17 protein-coding genes are annotated in these 20687 nt (G+C 66.2%); 11 read left to right on the forward strand and 6 right to left on the reverse strand.

From position 1 onward, the window contains the following. From RTQ46_RS12790 to RTQ46_RS12810, 5 genes are all read right to left on the reverse strand, one after another. Positions 1-951, reverse strand: coding sequence for a FecR domain-containing protein (locus RTQ46_RS12790; protein ID WP_312437053.1), 951 nt, complete (start codon positions 949-951; stop codon positions 1-3). After that, a complete protein-coding gene (locus RTQ46_RS12795) occupies positions 948-1472 on the reverse strand; it encodes a sigma-70 family RNA polymerase sigma factor (RefSeq protein ID WP_312437054.1) in 525 nt (174 codons plus the stop codon). Before RTQ46_RS12795 ends, RTQ46_RS12790 begins: the two co-directional genes overlap by 4 nt. 137 nt (positions 1473-1609) lie before the next feature. Continuing rightward, on the reverse strand, positions 1610-3154 hold the full coding sequence (locus tag RTQ46_RS12800; protein ID WP_312437055.1) for an FGGY-family carbohydrate kinase: 1545 nt from the start codon (positions 3152-3154) through the stop codon (positions 1610-1612). 109 nt (positions 3155-3263) lie between these two features. Then, positions 3264-4553 (reverse strand): glutamate-1-semialdehyde 2,1-aminomutase, encoded by a 1290-nt coding sequence (gene hemL / locus RTQ46_RS12805; protein WP_312437056.1) that lies wholly within the window; start codon positions 4551-4553, stop codon positions 3264-3266. Between the two features lie 35 nt (positions 4554-4588). Continuing rightward, positions 4589-5458, reverse strand: a complete 870-nt coding sequence (locus tag RTQ46_RS12810; protein ID WP_409518329.1) for a hydroxymethylpyrimidine/phosphomethylpyrimidine kinase — start codon at positions 5456-5458, stop codon at positions 4589-4591. A gap of 96 nt (positions 5459-5554) precedes the next feature. Between RTQ46_RS12810 and RTQ46_RS12815 the strand changes: the two genes are divergently transcribed. The 6 genes from RTQ46_RS12815 to RTQ46_RS12840 all read left to right on the forward strand — a co-directional run bounded on the left by RTQ46_RS12815 (position 5555) and on the right by RTQ46_RS12840 (position 14872). After that, positions 5555-5707 carry a rubredoxin gene (locus RTQ46_RS12815; protein WP_038488910.1) on the forward strand — a complete coding sequence of 51 codons (153 nt, stop codon included), beginning with the start codon at positions 5555-5557 and terminating at the stop codon, positions 5705-5707. A 122-nt stretch (positions 5708-5829) separates the two neighbouring features. Then, a complete protein-coding gene (locus RTQ46_RS12820) occupies positions 5830-6228 on the forward strand; it encodes a response regulator (protein ID WP_312437058.1) in 399 nt (132 codons plus the stop codon). Positions 6229-6265: 37 nt separating this feature from the next. Then, positions 6266-6631 (forward strand): response regulator, encoded by a 366-nt coding sequence (locus tag RTQ46_RS12825; protein WP_312437059.1) that lies wholly within the window; start codon positions 6266-6268, stop codon positions 6629-6631. Between the two features lie 3 nt (positions 6632-6634). Then, the gene (locus tag RTQ46_RS12830) at positions 6635-7243 is read left to right on the forward strand and encodes a chemotaxis protein CheW (protein WP_312437061.1); all 609 of its coding nucleotides are present in this window, start codon (positions 6635-6637) and stop codon (positions 7241-7243) included. Further along, positions 7243-9489, forward strand: coding sequence for a methyl-accepting chemotaxis protein (locus tag RTQ46_RS12835; protein ID WP_312437062.1), 2247 nt, complete (start codon positions 7243-7245; stop codon positions 9487-9489). The genes RTQ46_RS12830 and RTQ46_RS12835 overlap by 1 nt, the downstream gene beginning before the upstream one ends. 55 nt (positions 9490-9544) lie before the next feature. Continuing rightward, positions 9545-14872, forward strand: a complete 5328-nt coding sequence (locus RTQ46_RS12840; RefSeq protein WP_312437063.1) for an Hpt domain-containing protein — start codon at positions 9545-9547, stop codon at positions 14870-14872. A gap of 101 nt (positions 14873-14973) precedes the next feature. On the opposite strand, the gene RTQ46_RS12845 is transcribed toward RTQ46_RS12840, so the two are convergent. Beyond that, positions 14974-16440 (reverse strand): deoxyribodipyrimidine photo-lyase, encoded by a 1467-nt coding sequence (locus RTQ46_RS12845; protein ID WP_312437064.1) that lies wholly within the window; start codon positions 16438-16440, stop codon positions 14974-14976. A 308-nt stretch (positions 16441-16748) separates the two neighbouring features. Between RTQ46_RS12845 and RTQ46_RS12850 the strand changes: the two genes are divergently transcribed. Genes RTQ46_RS12850 through RTQ46_RS12870 form a run of 5 tightly spaced genes read left to right on the forward strand, consistent with a single transcriptional unit; the run spans position 16749 to position 20623 of the window. Further along, a complete protein-coding gene (locus RTQ46_RS12850; RefSeq protein WP_409518330.1) occupies positions 16749-17396 on the forward strand; it encodes a YqgE/AlgH family protein in 648 nt (215 codons plus the stop codon). After that, positions 17393-17791, forward strand: coding sequence for a Holliday junction resolvase RuvX (gene ruvX / locus RTQ46_RS12855; protein WP_312437065.1), 399 nt, complete (start codon positions 17393-17395; stop codon positions 17789-17791). The genes RTQ46_RS12850 and ruvX overlap by 4 nt, the downstream gene beginning before the upstream one ends. A 27-nt stretch (positions 17792-17818) precedes the next feature. Further along, positions 17819-18340, forward strand: coding sequence for a bifunctional pyr operon transcriptional regulator/uracil phosphoribosyltransferase PyrR (pyrR, locus tag RTQ46_RS12860; RefSeq protein ID WP_312437066.1), 522 nt, complete (start codon positions 17819-17821; stop codon positions 18338-18340). Then, complete coding sequence (locus tag RTQ46_RS12865; protein ID WP_312437067.1) at positions 18333-19298, forward strand: aspartate carbamoyltransferase catalytic subunit; 966 nt, start codon at positions 18333-18335, stop codon at positions 19296-19298. Before pyrR ends, RTQ46_RS12865 begins: the two co-directional genes overlap by 8 nt. 23 nt (positions 19299-19321) lie before the next feature. Then, positions 19322-20623, forward strand: coding sequence for a dihydroorotase (locus RTQ46_RS12870; RefSeq protein WP_312437068.1), 1302 nt, complete (start codon positions 19322-19324; stop codon positions 20621-20623). Positions 20624-20687 lie beyond the last annotated feature (64 nt).

Below are 20687 nucleotides of genomic sequence, written 5' to 3' on the forward strand. Positions count from 1 at the left end.
TTATGCCGATTCCAGCGTGGTCCACCATGGCAGGGTGCGGCGCACGCGCAGCGGCAGCACGGCCGCCAGCATATTGAGCGTTTTGTCGGCGTCGTGCAGCGGATAGCCGCCCAGCACGCGCAGCTGGGCCACCTCGGGCGCGACGCCGATATGGCCGCGGTGATAGCGGTTCAATTCGCCCACCACGTCCTGCAAGGCCATGTTATCGGCCAGCAGCACGCCGCGCGACCACGCTGCGCGCGCCGGATCGGCCGCCTCTGTGGCGCCGATCCCGCTTGCGCCGAACCTGACCTGGCTGCCGGCGTTGACGATGCGCGTGGTGCCGCCGCTGCTGCGCACTTCGACTGCGCCGCCGTACACGGCCAGGAAGCTGGCGTCTTCAACGATACGTACCGTAAAACGCGTGCCCAGCGCGCGCAGGCGGCCGTGCGCGGTATCGACCACGAAAGGGCGCGTGGTGTCGTGGGCCGTCTCGATCAGCATTTCGCCGTCCAGCAGATGCAGGCGGCGCAGGCTGGCGCTGTAGTCGGTGTCGAACGCGCTGGCCGTATTGAGCCACACCGTGCTGCCGTCGGCCAGCGTCATGGCGCGCACTTCGCCGATGCCGGTGCGGTATTGCGCCAGCAGGTAAAAGGGATGGCTGCGCCACGCTTCGACGCCCAGCAGCGCGCCGCCGCCGAGCATGGCCAGCACGCCCAGCACGCGCCGGCGCGACAGCGATGTCGTGCGCGCGCCGTACAGTGCATCGACGGCGGCGTGCCGCGCTTCCGGCGCGCGCATCGGTTCGAAGCGTTGCGCGATGGTTTCGGCATGGGCCCAGGCGTCGCGGTGTTCGCGTTTCTGATTGAGCCAGGCTTGCCAGGCATGGCGGTCGCTGTCGCTGGCCTCGCCCGAGCGCAGCAGCGCAAACCATTCGGCCGCCTGCTGCATGGCGGCGTGGGGCGTGCTCACGCCGATTCCATTGACGCTTCCAGCAGCATGCAGTGCAGCAGCGCCTTGGCCATGTACTTGCGCACCATGCGGTCCGACACGCCCAGTTGCGCCGCCACTTCCTTGTCCGTCATGCCATGCACCATCGCCAGCACAAAGGCCTGCGCCACTTTCGCGGGCAGGCTGCGCAGCATGGCGTCGACCTCGCCCAGCGCCTGCAGCACGCTGGCCTGCTGTTCGGCCGAGCAGGCGTATGCCTCGGGCTGGGCCGCCAGCGCGGCCAGCCAGGCCTGTTCGATTTCGCGGCGCCGCCACAGGTCCACGCACAGGCCGCGCGCCACCGTGCTCAGATAGGCGCGCGCGCCGTCGAAGCTGTCGAAGCTGCGTGGTTTGGCCAGCAGGCGTACGAATGCGTCATGCGCCAGGTCGGCCGCGTCGAAACCATTGCCCAGGCGCCGGCGCAGCAAGGCCTGCAGCCAGCCATGATGGTCGGCATACAGGGAGGCAACGGGCTGGGGAGAGGCGGGATAGGCGGCCGGCATGGGCAGTCGTTTCGTGATTGCAAATAAGAATTATTCTCATTGTAATGCTGGAAGCGGCTGCTTGGCAATTATGCCGGCTGTTGTTTTTTGCGCAGCCGGGTTTTGTTGGTCGCATGGTGCCTATCCTTTGGCAGTGTTCAATCCTGCGCGCCCTGGTGCAGGCCATGCATCAGGTTTTGCAGGGCCGGATAGGCATCGCGGTACAGACTGAAGGTGCGCCGGTAGGCGGCGCTGGCGTCAGGCTGCGGCGTGCTGCGCGGCACCAGCGTGACCCAGCCCTGCTGCGCCGTCTCGCGCGTGATCAAGCCCGTACCCAATGCCGCCAGCAGTGCCGCGCCCAGCGCCGCCTCGACGTTTTCGGCAATGGTGTAAACCTGGTAGCCGGTAATGTCGGCGATGATCTGCATCCACAGCGGCGAGTGGGCCGCGCCGCCCACCACGATCAGCTTGTCGTCCAGCGTGGCGGCGCCCTGGCTGCCCGCGTCGATATTGTGCTTCAGCGCAAAGCTCACGCCCTCCAATACGGCGCGGTACAGGTGGGCGCGGCCATGGTACAGGTTCAGGCCCAGGAATGCGCCGCTCGCTTTCGCATCCCAGATCGGGCTGCGCTCGCCCATCAGGTAGGGCAGGAACAGCACGCCCTCGGCGCCGGGCGGCACTTTGGCGGCGTTTTCTTCCATCAGCTGGTGCACATCCTGATAGCCCTGGCGCTTGGCGTCGTCGACATCGGCCTGGCAGAATTCGTCGCGGAACCAGCTGACGGAGGCGCCGGCCGTGATTGCGCCGCCAAACACATACAGATCGTGCTGGCTGTTGAACACATGGGGCATGCTGATCAGGCCATGGCCGGCATCGGCCTCTTGCCGGATGGTGCCCCAGCACATGCTGGTGCCGATCATCGCCACATGCTGGCCGGCGCGGCTGACGCCCGCGGCAAAGGTGGCCACGGCCGCATCGACGCCGCCGGCCACCACCGGCGTGCCGGGCAGCAGGCCCAGTTGTGCGGCCACCTGCGGCAGCAGCGTGCCGACCACTTCGGACGAATCGACCAGGCGCTCGGGCATTATGCGTGCCGGGATGCCGAGCGCGTCGAGCATTTCGTTGGACCAGCCGCGCGCCGCCATGTCGTACACGCCGCCGATATTGCCGGCCGAACTATGGTCGACCGCCACTTCCCCGCACAGCAGGTAATTGATATAGCTGTTCGGCGGCAGCAGGTAGCGCGTGCGCTGCCAGACGTCGGGCCGGTGGTTTTTCAGCCACAGCATCTTGGTGTAGCCGTAGTAGCTGTCGACGCCATTGCTGGTCACCGCGTGCAGGCGAGCCAGGTCCACATGCCGGTTGACCCATTCCACTTCGCCGGTGGCGCGCCGGTCCATCCAGATCAGGCAGGGATGCAGCGGCTGCATGGCCTCGTCGACGGCAATGCCGGAGCCGCCATACAGGCTGCTGACGCAGATGGCCTTGATAGCGGCAGCGGCCACGCCGCTTTTTGCCGCCACTTCGCGCACGCAGGCGGCCACGGCGTCGTACCAGACAGCGGGCCACTGTTCGGCCCACAGGGGTTTGGGCGTATCGACCTGGTAGCCGTGCGCATGCTGGGCGACGATGGCGCCCGTGCTGTCAACCAGTAAAGCCTTGGTGCTTTGCGTGCCGATATCGACACCGATCACATAGTCCATGCAGTCTCCTTTTTTATGCAGTGAATATAGCAGGAGAGAGGGGAACACGGGAGAGTGCTGCGGCGGCCAGGACGGCCGCCGCGAAAAACAGCTGATTACTTCAACAGGATTACTTCAATGCCGCAAACACCTTGCGCGCGGCGGCGATGGTGGCGTCGATCACGGCGTCGTCATGCTGCGCCGAGACAAAGCCCGCCTCGAAAGCGGCTGGCGCGAAGTACACGCCCTCGTCGAGCATGGCGTGGAAGAAGGCGTTGAACTTGCTGCGATCGCCGGCCATCATTTCGGCATAGCTGCCTGGCGGCGTTTCGCTGAAATAGATGCCGAACATGCCGCCGATGGCGTCGGCGCAGAACACCACGCCCGCTTCTTTCGCCGCTGCCGTCAGCCCGTCGGCCAGGCGTTTGGCGGTGGCACCCAGCTGCTCGTAGAAGCCCGGCTGCTGGATCAGTTTCAGGGTCGTCATGCCGGCGGCCACCGCCACCGGATTGCCCGACAGCGTGCCGGCCTGGTAGACGGCGCCCAGCGGCGCCATATTGTGCATCAGCGCGGCACTGCCGCCAAACGCCGCCACCGGCATGCCGCCACCGATCACCTTGCCCAGGGCCGTCAGGTCCGGCTTGATGCCGTACAGCGCCTGCGCGCCGCCCAGCGCCACGCGGAAGCCGCACATGACTTCGTCGAAAATCAGCAGCGCGCCGTGCTGCGTGCACAGCTCGCGCATCGCCTGCAGGAATTCGGGCGTGGCTTTCACCAGGTTCATGTTGCCGGCCACCGGCTCGACGATCACGCAGGCGATTTCGCTGCCGAAGCTGTCGAAAGCGTCCTTCAATTGTTCGACGTTGTTGTAGTCGAGCACCAGCGTGTGTTTCACGAAGTCTTCCGGCACGCCGGCCGAGGTCGGGTTGCCGAAGGTGAGCAGGCCGCTGCCGGCCTTCACCAGCAAGGAGTCGGCGTGGCCGTGGTAGCAGCCTTCGAACTTGACGATCTTGTCGCGGCCGGTGGCGCCGCGCGCCAGGCGCAGCGCGCTCATGGTCGCTTCCGTGCCCGACGACACCAGGCGCACCTGTTCGATCGATGGCACCAGGCGCGTGATTTCCTCGGCCATCAGGATTTCGCCTTCGGTCGGCGCGCCGAACGACAGCCCCAGCGCGGCCGCATCCTGCACCGCTTTCACCACGTCAGGATGGGCGTGGCCGACAATCGCCGGGCCCCACGAGCCGATATAGTCGATATAGCGCTTGCCGTCGGCATCCCAGAAGTACGGGCCTTCGGCGCGCGTGATGAAGCGCGGCGTGCCGCCCACCGAACGGAAAGCGCGCACCGGCGAATTGACGCCGCCCGGCGTGGTTTTCTGGGCGCGGGCAAACAGGGTGTCGTTGTGGGAAGTCGTCGTCATGAGTATGCCTTGAATGGGTTGTAAGTGTGGGAGCGTCAGATGCCGGCCTTGAACAGGCGGTTCGGCACCAGCTTGCCCATGCCGAAGCGCCGCGCATGCGTCAGCGCGCCGGCCGTGAATTCCTGCGCCGCCACTACCGCCTGCTGCACGTCGCTCTGGTCGCCGTCCTGGCCCTGCTGGTCCTGGCCGTTATCGAGCGCCAGCAGCGCGGTGGCCGCGGCCGACAGCGTGCTGCCGGCGCCGTTGAAGATGCCGGGCAGGTGGCGCCAGACATCGTGGCGCACCACGCCGTCTTCGCCGAACAGGGTATTGGCGCGCAGCTTGCCTTCGCCGGTGCCGCTTTTGCTGGCGTCGGCCGGCATGCAGGTCACCAGCACGTATTCGCAACCCAGGGCGACCAGGTAGTCGACATCGTTCTGCAGGGTGTCGGACGGGTCGCTGTCGCGCCACGTTTCGGCCAGGCGTTCCAGCTCCACCGGCGAGAGCACCAGCAGCGTGGTTTGCGGGATCAGGAGCTGGCGCACGGCGGTCAGGATATCCTCGTCGTCCATGCCCTGCTCCGGCAGCGCCGAAATGAAGGGATCGAGGATCAAAGGCACGTTCGGGTAGTCGGAAACGATTTCGGCGATCGCCGTGACGTTTTCCACGCTGCCCAGCGCGCCGATCTTGATGGCGGCGACAGACATGTCTTCGAGCAGCACGCGGGCCTGGTCCGAGACCCAGTCCGGATCGACCGCCTGCATGTCTTCGACGCGGGCCGTATCGCTGATCAGCAGGCCCGTGGTGACCGACAGGCCATGGCAGCCGAATGCGGCAAAGGTGGCCAGGTCGGCCTGGATGCCGATCGCGCCGACGGGATCGGACACGCCGAAGCTTAATATGAGAGGAGAAGTTTGGTTTTGCACGGCGGGTAGATTAAGATACCTAATTCAGCATTTTACTTGATTGAAGGGTGGCAGAACGTGAGTAGCAACGAAACAACGCAGCAATACCAGACGTGGATGTGTCTTATTTGCGGCTGGGTTTATGATGAAGCGGCCGGCCTGCCAGACGAAGACATTGCTCCCGGCACGCGTTGGGCCGATGTGCCGATGAACTGGACCTGCCCGGAATGCGGCGCGCGCAAGGACGACTTCGAGATGGTGGCTATTTAAGCAATTTTATACGATAGTCATGTTGCGCGCCATGGCTGTGGCAGCGCAGCATGCGGCGACAGCCTATGCTATGGTGTGAATGATTGCCGAATGAATAAATATGAACAACCCGTGAACAAGCCGTGACGACACCGCTGCGTGACGCCGGCGGCACGACCATCCTGGTGATCGACGACAGCGCCACCATGCGTACCTGCGTGGGCAGCTATCTGCGCGACGCCGGCTACCAGGTGGTGCTGGCCGAGGATGGCTTCGATGCACTGGCCAAGATCGATGACTGGCGGCCGGCGCTGATCGTGTGCGACATCCTGATGCCGCGCCTCGATGGCTACCGCACCTGCGCGCTGGTGAAGGCGAGCGCCGGATTTCATGCCACGCCGGTGCTGATGCTGTCGTCGAAAGAGGGTTTGTTCGACCGGGCGCGCGGCAGCCTGGCCGGCGCCAGCGCCTGCCTGGCCAAGCCGCTGGCGCGCGAAGCGTTGCTGGCGGCCGTGCGGCAGCATCTGGCCGCCGGTTCTTAACATGACATATTCAACGCAGCAGGAAGCAGAAAAACAGATGGCCATACATACAATTCTGATCGTCGATGATTCGCCGACGGAACGTTACTACCTGAGCGAGATGCTGGTGCGCGCCGGTTACGCCGTCTCCACGGCCCAAGACGGCGCCGATGCGCTGGCGCAGCTGAAGCAGGCCAGGCCCGACCTGATCCTGATGGATGTGGTGATGCCGGGTGCGAATGGCTTCCAGATCACGCGTGCGATTGCGCGCGACCCGGAACTCGAACACGTGCCGGTGATTATCTGTTCCAGCAAGAGCCAGGAGACAGACCGCATCTGGGGCCTGCGCCAGGGCGCGCGCGATTACCTGGTCAAGCCGGTGGTCGAAGCGGACCTGCTGGCCAAGATCGCGGCGCTGTCCTGACCCATGCAGATCACGCCCGGCATGGCCGCTTCCGTAGCGCAGCCCTTCGAGGGCGGCGCGCGGCATGGCCGCTTGCGCCAGTACCAGCTGCAGTTGCTCGAACGGGTGCAGGCCGCGCGCAGCGGCGCGCTGGCCGGGCGCAAGGACCTGGGCGTAGTGCTGGGCGGACGCCATTGCCTGCTCGACCTGACGCAGCTCGGTGAAATCGTGATCCCGGCCGGTTTGGCCATCCAGGGCGTGCCGCTGGCTCAGGACTGGTATCTGGGACTGGCGGCCATGCGCGGACGCCTGACGGCCATCATCGACCTGGCGCGCTACATGGGCGAGCCGGCTGGCGCCATCAAGGCCGACAGCCGCCTGATCACGTTTGCGCCGCGGCTCGGGCTGGACTGCGCCGTGCTGGTCGAGCGCGTGCTGGGCCTGCGCCAGCAGCGCGGCATGCGCGCCGTGGCGCCGCCGCCGGACATGGCGGCTTTTCCGTGGGCCGCGCACGCGCTGCGCGACAGCGAACAGCAGCAGTGGCTGCGCCTGGACCTGGCGCAGCTGGCGCAGGCGGAACGTTTTCTCGACGCCGGCTTTGCCGGTGCTCTTGCTGTCAAGGATATGCGCTGATGGGCGACCATTCCTCGATCCTGGCCGACGTTGCGCCGCCGGCCGAGCCGCCAGCCGCCGTGCTGGCCGAGGCGGTGGCGCCGAACGACCTGCCGCTGCGCCTGCGCGATGCGCTGGGCCGGCGCAAGACGCTGGCCAGCGCGCCGGCGGCCGACCTGAAACTGCCGCTGATCGGCCACTTGCCGCTGCAGCGCCAGCTGTCGATCCTGACCACCGTGATGGCGCTGAGCCTGGCCGCCAGCCTGCTGTTTGTCGGTCTCAACACGCGCAACAGCAATATCGCCTCGGCGCAGACGCAGCTGGCCAGCGACGCGCTGATGCACTCGCAGCGCCTGGGCAAGGCGGCGCCGAATGCGGTGCAGGGCAATCCCGAAGCGTTCCGCCAGCTCGAGGAAAGCCGCAATGAACTGAACCAGGATTTTCGCCTGATGGTACGCGGCGGCACCTATCATGGCCGCGATATCGGCGAATCGCGCGCCGGCCTGCTGGCGGCGGTGGCCGACGCGCGTAAAAAATGGGCCAGCAGTGACCGCGCGGCCGGCACCATCCTGCGCCTGAAAGCGGAGCTGGGCGACTTCGACCGCACCTTGCAGCAGCTGAACGCGCGTTCGCCGGCGCTGCTGGCGCAGACCGAAGAAATTGCCGCGCTCAAGGTGCAAAAGGGCGGCAATGCGCGCGAGCTGGCCGTGATCGGCCGCCTGATGATGCTGACCCAGCGCATGAGCCGCAGCGCCAGCGGCTTTATCGGCTCGGGCAGCATCAGTTCCGAAACGGCATTCGCGCTGGGCCGCGACACCACGTATTTCCGCGCCGCCGTCGATGGCCTGCTCGATGGCAGCGCCGCGCTGCAGCTGGCGCCCACGCGCGACGCGCAATTGCGCGAGCAGCTGGTGGCGCTCAAGGCGGGCTTCGACAGCTACCAGAAGCAGGTCTCGACCCTGCTCGACGGTCTTGACAAATTCAGTGCGGCCAAGAGCGCCGAGCAGCTGATCTTCAGCGAGAACGAAGACCTGCGCCAGCGCCTGACCCTGCTGCAGCAGATGTACCATGTGAACCAGGAAGCGCTGGGTACCCCGTTCTGGCTGATGGTGGGCGGCGTGCTGCTGACCCTGATCGCGGCGGCCGGCATGGGCCGCGTGCTGCTGCAGGACTCGGCCAACCGCACGCGCGACGCCGAGCGGCGCCGCCAGGAGGCGGAAATCCGGCGCCTGCTGTCGCAGGAAAAGGAAGAAGCGGCCAAGGCGCAGAACGACCAGAACCAGGCGGCGATCCTGCGCCTGATGAACGAATTGCAGAAAGTGGCCGATGGCGACCTGACGGTGCAGGCAACGGTATCGGAAGACATCACCGGCGCGATTGCCGATTCCGTCAACTACACGGTCGAGGAGTTGCGCGGCCTGGTGGGGCGCGTCACCGCCACTGCCGAACAGGTGAACCGCGCCTCGACGCAGGCGCAGAGCATATCGAGCAAACTGCTGATCGCCTCGCAGCAGCAGTCGCGCGAAATCCAGGGCGTCAGCGCCACGGTGGTCAATATGGCCAATGCGATCACGGAAGTGTCGAAGTCGGCCAGTGTGTCGGCCGACGTGGCGCGCCAGTCGGTGGCGGCCGCCCTGCAAGGCTCGACGGCGGTGGAAAACGCGATCAAGGGCATGCATGAAATCCGCGACCAGATCCAGGACACCTCCAAGCGCATCAAGCGCCTGGGCGAATCGTCGCAGGAGATCGGCGAGATCACCGAACTGATTTCCGACATCACCGAGCAGACCAATGTGCTGGCGCTGAACGCCGCCATCCAGGCCGCATCGGCTGGCGAGGCAGGGCGCGGCTTTTCGGTGGTGGCCGAGGAAGTGCAGCGCCTGGCCGAACGCTCGGCCGGCGCCGCCAAGCAGATCGGCGCGCTGGTGCGCACCATCCAGGCCGATACCCAGGATGCGACGCGGGCGATGGAAAAATCGACCCAGGGCGTGGTGGAAGGGGCGCGCCTGTCGGACGCGGCCGGCGCCGCGCTGAACGATATCAGCCAGGTGTCGAAGCATTTGGCCGAACTGATCCAGGGCATGTCGTTCGCCACCGGCACGCAGGCCGGTTCGGCCAGCGGCGTGGCATTGAACATCCAGCATATCCTGAGCGTGACGGAACAGACCCAGGATGGCACGCAGCAAACGGCGCAGTCGATTCATAAACTGTCGCTGCTGGCGCAGGAGCTGAAAAATTCGGTGTCGCGCTTCCGCGTCGCCGCCTGAGCCAGGGCCCGGCGCGCGCCGATTTTCGCGTTATGAATTCTTTACCGAGGCATGCATGAGCACAGCAGACAATTCGCAGCAGTCCAGGCCGCAGCACTCCAAGCCGTTTGACAGCGAGCCCTTGTCCTGGGTGATGGTGGAAATCCGCGAAGCGCTGGGCCGCTCCCGGACCGCCCTGTTCGAAGCGGGCGGCCGCGAACGCGAGGAACGCGCGACCGCCCTGCAGCATGCGCGCTCGCACCTGCACCAGGCGCATGGCGCGCTGGTGATGGTCGACGTGGCCGGCGCCGGATTGCTGACGGCCGGCGCGGAACAGGCGCTGACGCGCTTTCGCGACGGTACACTGGAATATACGGTCGACCATGCGCAGGTGGTGGCCGAGCTGTACCAGGCGCTGGTCGAATACCTGGAAGACCTGCTGGCCGGCGCGCCGCCGCAAGCGACCCGCCTGTTTCCTTACTACCGCGCACTGCAAACCATGCTGGGCTTTGAGCGCGTGCATCCGGCCGAACTGTTTTTCCCGCCGGCAGGCAAGTCCCACGCGATTGCGCTGGCCGATCCGGTCATCGCCGCCGACTATCCTGCCTGGCGATCGCGCTTTGAAAAGTCGCTGCTGCCGTTTTTGAAGGCGCCTGACCTGGATGCGCGGCAGCTGCATGCACAGGCCCTGCACGACACCTTGCAGCTGGTGGCCGACGCGCAAGCCGAGCCTGCCGCGCGTACTTTCTGGTTCGTGATGCAGGCTGTGGCAGGCCTGGCGGCGGCCGGCCAGGGCGGCGACAGCCTGTACATGAAACAGCTGTTCGGCCTGGTCAACCTGCAGTTGCGCCATCTGGCGCAAGGCACGGCCAGCCTGCCCGACAAGCTGCTGCGCGATGCGCTGTTCCTGATTGCCGCCACCCCTGAGCCGACCCCGGCGGCGCACCAACTGCGCGACGCGTTCGGACTCGATGGCCTGGTGCCGGACGACGTGGAAGCGCGCCGCTATGGCCAGGTCGACCAGGACGCCCTGCACGCGGCGCGCGCGGCGCTGGCGCAGGCGCGCGCCAGCTGGGACGGCGCCGGGCCGGGCGACTCCTTCGCCCAGGCGCTCGATGACGTGGCGCGGCATGCCGATGCCCTGAAGGTGGCGCCGCTGGCCAGCCTGCTGCGCCAGTGCGCGCAAGCCGCGACGCAAGTGCTGGCCAGCGGGCGCGGTTCGCCACTGGCCGAAGAAATGGACACGGCGCTGCTGTTTGCCGAAACCGGCCTGGATCAATTGCGCCGCCTGCCCGACGATTTCGCCGGCAATGCCGAAACCATCGCCGCGCGCCTGCAGGCGCTGCTGGCCGGCGAGGCGCCCGCGCCGGCGCAGGGCGAGCTGTCGCGCCAGATCGCGCAGGGACAGACCGCGGCCGCGCTGGCCGACACCATGAAGGCGGGCCTGCGCCAGGTCGAGCAGCTGCTCAACGCTTATTACGCCGATATTGGCCGGCGCGCGGAACTGGCCGGCGTGGCGCCGCTGCTCGCACCGATGCGGCGCACGCTCGAGGAACTCGAGCAGACGGCTGCCGGCGCCGCCGTGGAGCAGGTGGACGCTGACGTGCTGCGGCTGCTCGAAGGCGGCACCCAGGCGCCACTGGAAGCGCTCGACGAGATCGCGCAAAACGTCAGTGCACTGGGATTCTTTGTCGACATGCTGGGCCGCAATGCGCAGGCAGCCAGGGCGCGCTTCCAGTTCGATGCGGCCAGCGGCGCTTTCCGCGCGCTGCCATTTGAAAAGGTGGCCGCCGCCGGCAGCGTCCCCGTGCCGGTACTGGACCAGGCCTTGCCGCCGGCGCCGGACCTGCACGCCGAAGGCGAAGCCACGGCGCCCGGCGCCGGCGATGTCGACGCCGAGATGCTCGAGATATTTCTGGCCGAGGCGCGCGAAGTGCTGGCCTTTATCGACACCAGCATGGCCGCGCTGCGCGCCGAGGCCGGCAGCGGCGAACACCTGGCCATGCTGCGCCGCTCGTGGCACACGCTGAAAGGCAGCAGCCGCATGATCGGCCTGGCCCAGTTTGCCGAGGCGGCCGGCGCCATCGAACGCGTGCTCAATACCTGGCTGGCCGAAGCGCAGCCCGTCAGCGACGACCTGTTCACACTGCTCAACTATGGCTGGTACCAGCTCAGCGAATGGGTGGCCGAACTGGAGGGCGGCGGCGCGCGCGGACGGGAAGCGGGCATGCTGATCGACGCGGCCGAGCGCGTGCGCGAAGGCGGGCCGTTCGAATTGCGCAAGCGGCGGGCTCCCGGCAAGGAGGCTGCGCCAGCAGCGGTCGCCAGCAACGGCAATGTGATCGGCCTGCCGCTGGCTACCGCGCCAGCCTTGCGTGAGGCGCCCGACGACAACCTGAAACACGTGGGCGAGCTGCGCATCAGCCTGCCGCTGTACAACATTTACCTGGCCGAGACGGATGAACTGCTGCGCGTGCTCACGCGCGACTTCGGCGAGTGGCGCCATGAACAGCGCGCCGTCAGCGCCGAGGCGCTGCAGGCCGTGCATACGCTGGCCGGCACCTCGGGCACGGTAGGGTTCCTGGCCTTGCGCGACCTGGCGCATGCGCTGGAAATCGCCATCGAAACGGTGGTGGCGCCGCGTGCCGGGCTGGCCGCTGCGCAGCACGATGTGCTCGATCGGGCCACGCAAGGCATCGCGCACATGCTGCAGGCGTTTGCGCTGGGCGACCTGGCGCCGGCCCAGCCGGCGCTGGTCGAGGAACTCAACACATTGTGGCGCGCGCTGACGGCGCCGCCGGCCACGGCGCAAGCCAAGGCAGAACCTGAAACCGGCCTGGACGCGCTGTTTGCGGCCACCTATGCCAGCATCATGGAAGATGGCGCGGCGCCGATCGCGCCGGTGTCCGGCCTCGACGCGCTGTTTGCCGCCACCTATGCCAGCATCGTGGCCGACGGGCCGGGCCAGGGTGCTGCGCCGCCGCCAGCCGACGCGCCGCCAGCGCGCATCAAGCTGCCGCCGGCGCCCGACACCAGCGATATCGACGACCTGTTCGATTCCGTGTTCGACATGGCGCCGGCCGCGCCGCCAGCAATGCCGGTACCGGTACCGGAACCGGAACCCGAACCTGAACCTGAATCCGAACCCGAACCGGACGCGCCGGCCGCTGTGCCGGCCGACGCACTGGCGCTGCTGGCCGCCAGCGCCGGCATCAGCGACGAACTCGACCTCGACCTGCTGCCGGTGTTCCTGGAAGAGGGCGCCGATCTGCTGCCGCAGATCGGCGAAGCGCTGCGCAACTGGCAGCAGCATCCCGACGACAGCAGCCAGGCGCAGATGCTGTTGCGTACCCTGCATACTGTCAAGGGCAGCGCGCGCATGGCCGGCGCCATGCGCCTGGGCCAGCACGCGCATGAAATCGAAACGCATATCGAAAACATGCTGCATGCGGGTACCGCCACGCCGCAGGCGTTCGAGGAACTGCTGGCCCATTACGACCATGCGCTGCATCTGTTCGAGCAGTTGCAGCAGCCCTTGCTGCCATTGCCGGGCATGGAAGTGGCGCCGCCCGAGCCGAAGGCGGCGCTGGTGCGCGTGCGCGCCGACATCCTCGACCGGCTGGTCAACCAGGCTGGCGAAGTGTCGATCACGCGCTCGAAGATCGACAACGAGATCAATCTGCTGGGCGCCTCGCTGGGCGAATTTTCCGACAACCTGGCGCGCCTGCGGCGCCAGCTGCGCGAAGTGGAAATGCAGGCCGAATCGCAGATCGCCTCGCGCATGGCGGTCGGCAGCGAGCGCGATTTCGATCCGCTCGAATTCGACCGTTTCACGCGCCTGCAGGAACTGACGCGCATGATGGCCGAAAGCGTCAACGACGTGGCTTCGTTCCATGAAAACCTCAGCCAGAGCGTGGGCACGGTCGGCGACGACCTGGTGCTGCAGGCGCGCCTGACGCGCGAACTGCAGCGCGACCTGATGCAGATCCGCATGGTGCCGTTTGCCAGCATTGCCGAACGCCTGTTCCGCGTGGCGCGGCAAAGCGCCAAGGAAGTCGACAAGCGCGTCAATCTCGATATCCGCGGCGGTGGCGTGGAGATCGACCGCAGCGTACTGGAACGCATGGCCGCGCCCTTCGAACACCTGCTGCGCAACGCCATCGTGCACGGCATCGAACCGCGCGGCGCGCGCCTGGACGCCGGCAAGAGCGAGACCGGCGAATTGCTGGTGCAGGTCAGTCAGCAGGGCAATGAAGTGGCGATCGCGTTTTCCGACGATGGCGCCGGACTCGATCTCAAGCGCATCCGCGCCAAGGCGCGCAGCGCCGGCCTGGTGGCGCCGGGCGCCGATATCAGCGACGCGCAGGCCGTCGAGCTGATCTTCGCGCCGGGCCTGTCCACCGCCGACAGCCTGACCGAACTGGCTGGCCGCGGCATGGGCATGGACATCGTGCGCTCGGAAGCGCTGGCGCTGGGCGGGCGCGTCGACACCAGCAGCGAGGCGGGCCAGGGCATGCGCTTTACCATACACCTGCCATTGACGCTGGCCGTCACGCAGGTGGTGCTGCTGGCGGCGAACGGCAAGACCTACGCGCTGCCCTCGGTGCTGGTCGAGCAGGTGCTGCACCTGAAAGGCGAGCAGCTGGAACAGGTGACAACAGCGGGGCAGATCGACGCGCACGGCCAGATGCTGGCGCTGCACCATCTGTCGGCCATGCTGGGCGACGCACCGGCCGCGCCAGCCGTGGCGCGCCATGCGCCGGTGCTGCTGCTTCGTAACGGCAACGACCGGCTGGCGCTGCAGGTCGACGATGTGCTGGGCAACCGCGAAGTGGTGGTCAAGCACGTGGGACCGCAGCTGGCGCGCATGCCGGGCATCGCCGGCGCCACCGTGCTGGGCACCGGCGACATTGTGCTGATCCTGAACCCGGTGGCGCTGGCGCAGCACCTCGCCCATCATCCGGAATTGCTGGCGCAGTATGCGGCGGCCGCCGGCGAAGGCAGCGTGGCGCTGCCGGCGCCACGCGCCTGCGTGATGGTGGTCGACGACTCGCTTACCGTGCGCCGCGTGATGCAGCGCCTGTTCGAGCGCGAAGGCTACCTGGTGCTGCTGGCCAAGGACGGCGTCGACGCGCTGGAGCAATTGCACGAGCTGGAACCGGAGGCGCTGCCGGCGCTGCTGCTGGTGGACGTCGAGATGCCGCGCATGGACGGTTTTGATTTGACGCGCAATATTCGCAGCGACGACCGCACGCGCGCCATCCCCCTCATCATGATCACCTCGCGCAGCGCCGACAAGCACCGCGAGCACGCATTGACCTTGGGCGTGAATGCGTATTTCGGCAAGCCGTTCCAGGAGGAGGAATTGCTGGCGGAGGTCGATCGCCTGTTGACGGGAGCATAACGTTTCACATCTCGTAGGCCGGGTTAGCGCAACGTAACCCGACATACCGCATGCGCCAACCATGTTGTCGGATTACGCGGGCGTCGCCCCGCTAATCCGACCTACGCGACCTTGACGGTTTTCACCACCTCATACCGTTCGAGCGTTTCCTTGCGCGCCTCGTCATGCTGCACGATGGGGACCGGATAATCGCGTCCCAGCACGATGCCCTTTTGCTCCAGCAGCATGCGCGGCAGCATCCATGGCGCGTGGATTTCCTTGTCGCCCAGCGCTTTCAGTTGCGGCAGGTAGCGGCGGATAAAGCGGCCGTTGGCGTCGAATTTTTCCGACTGCGTGATCGGGTTGAAGATGCGGAAGTAGGGCTGGGCGTCGCAGCCCGATGACGAGGCCCACTGCCAGCCGCCGTTGTTCGAGGCCAGGTCGAAGTCGTTCAGGTGCAGCGCGAAATAGGCTTCGCCGCGGCGCCAGTCGATGCCCAGGTCCTTGATCAGGAAGCAGGCCGTCACCATGCGCAGGCGGTTGTGCATGTAGCCGGTCTGGTTCAGCTGCAGCATGGCCGCGTCCACCAGCGGATAGCCGGTGCGGCCCTCGCACCAGGCGGCAAACGCCTCGTCGGCCAGCTCGCCCGTTTCCCAGGCGATGGCGTCGTAGGCAGGCTTGAAGGCGCCGTGTTCCACCTGCGGGTTCTGGTACAGAATCATGGCGTAGAAGTCGCGCCAGATCAGTTCGGCCAGCCACACAGGCGCGCCATCGCCGCCACCGCCGCGTTCCATCAGGTCGATGATGGTGCGCACCAGGTAGCGCAGCGAGATGGTGCCGAAACGCAGATGCAGCGACAGGTAGGATGGCCCTTTCAGGGCGGGATAGTCGCGCGCCACATCGTACTTGTCGACGCGTTTCAAAAAATCCTCGAACAGATGCGCGCCACCGGACATGCCGGTGGGAATCGACAGCTCGGCCAGGTTGCCGGGCTCGAAACCGAGCTCGGCCAGGGTCGGCAGGGTAGCGCCCTGAACGCGCGGCGGCGCCAGGCGGCTGGCGTGCGGCTCGATATCAAACGGCGCCAGGCAGGACGGGTCGGCGCGCATTTTTTTCAGCCAGGCATTTTTATATGGCGTGTAGACGGTATACGGTTTGTCGGACAGGGTCAGCACCTCGTCTTTTTCAAAGATCACCTGGTCCTTGAAGCTGAACCACAGGCGCGCATCGGCCGTCAGCGCCTCGGCCACGGTGGCATCGCGGGCGATCGCCTGCGGCTCATAGTCGTGGTTGGCAAACACGGCATCCGCTTTCAATTCGGCCGCCAGGCGGGGAATGGCTTCGGCGGCATTGCCGTGCAGCACAATCAGATCGCCGCCCAGCTGGCGCAGTTCGCCGGCCAGTTCGGCGATGCTGGCGTGGATAAACTCGACGCGCCGGTCGCGCCGCGGCAGGCGGTCCAGGATGGCAGTGTCGTAGACAAAGACGCAGTGCACGGCCTGGCTCTGGCGCAGGGCATGATGCAGCGCAGCATGGTCAAACGCGCGCAGGTCGCGGCGGAACCAGACCAGGGAAGTATGAATTGTCATGAGTAAGCGATTTCGCGTATGTTGCGTTGTAAAAGGTCAAGAAAGAGCGATTTTTCGCCGCTGGCAGCGCATTATGCCTTCCCGCGCCGTGCCCTGGACGTCGCCGGTGTGGCAATTCAGTGTAAACTAGCGCCTGATTTCGCAGTGCTTACGCGTGCGCCAGCAGAACGGTAACGATTTTACAATCGACCTCCCCACGCAAGCCACGCGCACTAAACAAGCCGCATTGTAAAAACCGCATTTAAAAAACAATAACGACAGCAGGGGTAAAGTGTCTTGCCAGCAAGCCCACAGAGAGAGCACCGCGTATGAAAAAGAGTAAAATCGACCACACGCTGCCGGGACATCGTTTGATGCAGAGCGCCAGCGAAGGCGCTGCGCCCGGTTCGTCCACCTTGAACCTGGCCAACCATTTTCTGATCGCCATGCCGGCGATGCAAGATCCGATTTTCGGCGGCACCGTTGTCTATGTGTGCGAGCACAATGAAAACGGCGTGCTGGGCGTGGTCATCAACAAACCCACCGACATGACCATGGATGTGCTGTTCGAGCGCATCGACCTGAAACTGGCGGCCGGCAGCGATGCGCCGATCGTCAACGAACCGATCATGTTCGGCGGTCCGGTGCAGGACGACCGCGGCTTCGTGCTGCATACGCCCGGCGCGCGCTATTCGTCGTCGCTGACGGTGACCGACGAAGTGGCGTTTACCACCTCGATCGATGTGCTCGAAGCGGTTGCCAAGGGCGAAGGCCCCGAGCGCATGCTGGTCTCGATCGGCTACTCGGGCTGGAGCCCGGGCCAGCTGGAAGAAGAAATCGGCCGCAACGGCTGGCTGACGGTCGGCGCCTCGGCCGACATCCTGTTCGACTTCCCGATCGCCGAGCGCTACGTGGCCGCCATCAAGCTGCTGGGCATCGATCCATTGATGCTGGCCAGCGAGGCCGGCCACGCATGAACGGCGCGGCCATCGACACTGTCCTCGCTTTCGACTTTGGCCTGAAACGCATCGGCGTGGCCATCGGTAACACCATGATCTGCCAGGCCAAGCCGCTGCGCGTGATCACGGCGATTGCGAACGAACCGAAGTTTGCCGCCATCGCCGCCCTGATTGCCGAATGGGGTGCGACGCGCATCGTGGTCGGCCTGCCCAGCCATCCGGACGGCACCGAACACGAGATGAGTGCGCGCTGCCGCCGCTTTGCCAACCAGGTGCACGGGCGCTTCGGCTTGCCGGTGGAACTGGTCGACGAGCGCTATTCGTCAGCCGTGATTTCCGCCAAACGCGGCGAAGTGATCGACGACCGTGCCGCCGCCATCATCCTGCAGCAGTATTTCGACGCGCAGTCCTGAACCGTTTTTTTGACTGATCCTCCACTTATGTCCAATCTTGTGAATCCTACCCAACTCGACGCCGAGGCCCTGTACGGGGTCCTGCTCGAGCAAGTGCGCAGCGGCCTGGCCGGCGCCAGCAACGTGGCCATCGTCGGCATCCATTCGGGCGGCGCCTGGCTGGCCGAACGGCTGGCGCGCGACCTGGACCTGACGCAGCGCCTGGGCGTGCTCGACGTGTCTTTCTACCGCGACGACTTCGCGCAGAAGGGCCTGCACGCCGACGTCAAGCCGACCCGGATCGCCTTTGACGTGGCCGGCGCCACCATCCTGCTGGTCGACGACGTGCTGTACACGGGCCGCACCACGCGCGCGGCCATCAACGAGCTGTTCGATTACGGCCGTCCGGCCAAGATCATGCTGGCCGCCCTGGTAGACCGGGGCGAGCGCCAGCTGCCGGTGGCCGCCGATTTCGTGGCCGCCTTTACCGCCGTGCCGCCGGGCCAGGCGCTGGTCCTGAAGCAGGCCGGCGATAAATTCACGCTCACCATAGACACCCACCATGCTTAATCCGCAACTGAACAAACACGGCGAACTGCAGCACCTGTTGACTATCGAAGGCTTGCCGAAGTCTATCGTCAACCACATCCTCGACACGGCGTCCTCGTTCGTCGGCATCTCCGACCGCGATGTGAAAAAAGTGCCGCTGATGCGCGGCAAAAGCGTATTCAATCTGTTCTTTGAAAACTCGACGCGCACCCGGACCACTTTCGAGATCGCCTCGAAACGCCTGTCGGCCGACGTCATCAACCTGAACATCCAGGCTTCGTCGGCCAGCAAGGGCGAGTCCCTGCTCGACACCATCGACAACCTGTCGGCCATGCACGCCGACATGTTCGTCGTGCGCCACGCGCAGTCGGGCGCACCGTACCTGATTGCCAAGCACCTGATCGATACGAAACAGCCGCATGTCCACGTGGTCAATGCCGGCGACGGCCGCCACGCGCACCCGACCCAGGGCTTGCTCGACATGTACACGATCCGCCATTACAAGAAGGATTTCACCAACCTGACAGTGGCCATCGTCGGCGACATCCTGCACAGCCGCGTGGCGCGTTCCGACATCCACGCGCTGACCACGCTGGGCGTGCCCGAAGTGCGCGCCATTGGCCCGCATACGCTGCTGCCGGGCGGCCTGGAACAGATGGGCGTGCGCACCTTCACCAATATGGAAGAAGGCCTGAAGGGCGTGGACGTGATCATCATGCTGCGCCTGCAGAACGAACGCATGAGCGGCGCGCTGCTGCCGTCGGCGCAGGAATACTTCAAGAGCTATGGCCTGACGCCCGAGCGCCTGGCGCTGGCCAAGCCGGACGCCATCGTGATGCACCCGGGTCCGATGAACCGCGGCGTCGAGATCGATTCGGCCGTGGCCGATGGTCCGCAGGCGGTGATCCTGCCGCAGGTGACCTTCGGTATCGCCGTGCGCATGGCGGTGATGAGTATTTTGGCTGGTAATCAGGGCTGATGGCCCAAGGACGAGAAGCAAGCATGACGACACTACATATCAAGAACGGCCATCTGATCGATCCCGCCAACGGCATCGATGGCGTGCAGGACCTGTTTATCGCCGACGGCAAAGTGCTCGCCGTGGGCGCGGCGCCGGCCGGCTTCGTGGCCGACACCACCTTTGACGCGGCCGGCCTGGTGGTCTCGCCCGGCCTGGTCGACCTGTCGGCGCGCCTGCGCGAGCCGGGCTACGAATACAAGGCCACGCTGGAATCGGAACTGCAGGCCGCGCTGCAAGGCGGCGTCACCAGCCTGGTATGCCCGCCCGACACCGACCCCGTGCTCGACGAGCCGGGCCTGGTCGAGATGCTGAAATACCGCGCCAAGACGCAGGACAAGGCGCATGTGCACCCGCTGGGCGCGCTGACCATGGGCCTGAAAGGCCAGTCGCTGACGGAAATGGCGGAACTGACGGAGGCGGGCTGCATCGGCTTTGCGCAGGCCGAGGAACCGATCGAAGACACCACCGTGCTGCTGCGCGCGATGCAGTATGCGAATACCTTTGGCTACACCGTGTGGCTGCGCCCGCAGGACCCGCATATCGGCCGTGGCGGCATCGCCCACAGCGGCCCGCTGGCCTCGCGCCTGGGCCTGTCCGGCGTGCCGGTGATGTCCGAAACCATCGCGCTGCACACGATTTTCGAACTGATGCGCGCCAGCCGCGCGCGCGTGCACCTGTGCCGGATTTCGTCGGCGGCCGGCCTGGAACTGATCCGCGCGGCGAAAGCCGAAGGCCTGCCGGTGACCTGCGACGTGGGCGTGCACCATGTGCACCTGACCGATGCCGATATCGGCTTTTTTGACCCCAACGCACGCGTCACGCCGCCGTTCCGCAGCCAGCGCGACCGCGACGCGATCCGCGCCGCCCTGTTCGACGGCACGGTCGACGCCATGTGCTCGGACCATACGCCGGTCGACGACGACGAAAAACTGCTGCCGTTCGGCGAAGCGTCGCCCGGCGCCACCGGCCTGGAACTGCTGCTGTCGCTGGCCCTGAAATGGGCCGACGACTATGCGCTGGCGCAGCCGCAATCTGGCGCGCGTCCGCTGGCGCGCGCCGTGGCCAAGGTCACGGCCGACGCCGCGCGCGTGGCCGGTATCCCTGCCGGCAGCCTGGCCATCGGCGAAGCGGCCGACATCTGCGTGTTCGATCCGGCCGCGCGCTGGACCGTTTCCTCGTCCTCGCTGGCCAGCCAGGGCAAGCACACGCCGTTTCTCGGCTATGAGCTGAGCGGCGTGGTCAGGGCGACCATCGTGGGCGGGCGGGTGGCGTTTCAGCGCTGATTGCAGCCTGCATGTCAGCCGCAGGTCGGATTGGCGGCACGCGTAATCCGACGAGCCTGTGGCG

It is taken from the genome of Janthinobacterium sp., assembly GCF_031995485.1.
In the GTDB taxonomy this organism is placed as follows: Bacteria; Pseudomonadota; Gammaproteobacteria; order Burkholderiales; family Burkholderiaceae_D; genus Janthinobacterium.

What these genes read in the sequence shown, in the direction of transcription:
- RTQ46_RS12795 (WP_312437054.1), bottom strand. Translation starts at nt 1,472, where the DNA reads ATGCCGGCCGCCTATCCCGCCTCTCCCCAGCCCGTTGCCTCCCTGTAT.
- RTQ46_RS12800 (WP_312437055.1), bottom strand. Translation starts at nt 3,154, where the DNA reads ATGGACTATGTGATCGGTGTCGATATCGGCACGCAAAGCACCAAGGCT.
- hemL (WP_312437056.1), bottom strand. Translation starts at nt 4,553, where the DNA reads ATGACGACGACTTCCCACAACGACACCCTGTTTGCCCGCGCCCAGAAA.
- RTQ46_RS12815 (WP_038488910.1), top strand. Translation starts at nt 5,555, where the DNA reads ATGTGTCTTATTTGCGGCTGGGTTTATGATGAAGCGGCCGGCCTGCCA.
- RTQ46_RS12825 (WP_312437059.1), top strand. Translation starts at nt 6,266, where the DNA reads ATGGCCATACATACAATTCTGATCGTCGATGATTCGCCGACGGAACGT.
- RTQ46_RS12830 (WP_312437061.1), top strand. Translation starts at nt 6,635, where the DNA reads ATGCAGATCACGCCCGGCATGGCCGCTTCCGTAGCGCAGCCCTTCGAG.
- RTQ46_RS12835 (WP_312437062.1), top strand. Translation starts at nt 7,243, where the DNA reads ATGGGCGACCATTCCTCGATCCTGGCCGACGTTGCGCCGCCGGCCGAG.
- RTQ46_RS12840 (WP_312437063.1), top strand. Translation starts at nt 9,545, where the DNA reads ATGAGCACAGCAGACAATTCGCAGCAGTCCAGGCCGCAGCACTCCAAG.
- RTQ46_RS12845 (WP_312437064.1), bottom strand. Translation starts at nt 16,440, where the DNA reads ATGACAATTCATACTTCCCTGGTCTGGTTCCGCCGCGACCTGCGCGCG.
- RTQ46_RS12850 (WP_409518330.1), top strand. Translation starts at nt 16,749, where the DNA reads ATGAAAAAGAGTAAAATCGACCACACGCTGCCGGGACATCGTTTGATG.
- ruvX (WP_312437065.1), top strand. Translation starts at nt 17,393, where the DNA reads ATGAACGGCGCGGCCATCGACACTGTCCTCGCTTTCGACTTTGGCCTG.
- pyrR (WP_312437066.1), top strand. Translation starts at nt 17,819, where the DNA reads ATGTCCAATCTTGTGAATCCTACCCAACTCGACGCCGAGGCCCTGTAC.
- RTQ46_RS12865 (WP_312437067.1), top strand. Translation starts at nt 18,333, where the DNA reads ATGCTTAATCCGCAACTGAACAAACACGGCGAACTGCAGCACCTGTTG.
- RTQ46_RS12870 (WP_312437068.1), top strand. Translation starts at nt 19,322, where the DNA reads ATGACGACACTACATATCAAGAACGGCCATCTGATCGATCCCGCCAAC.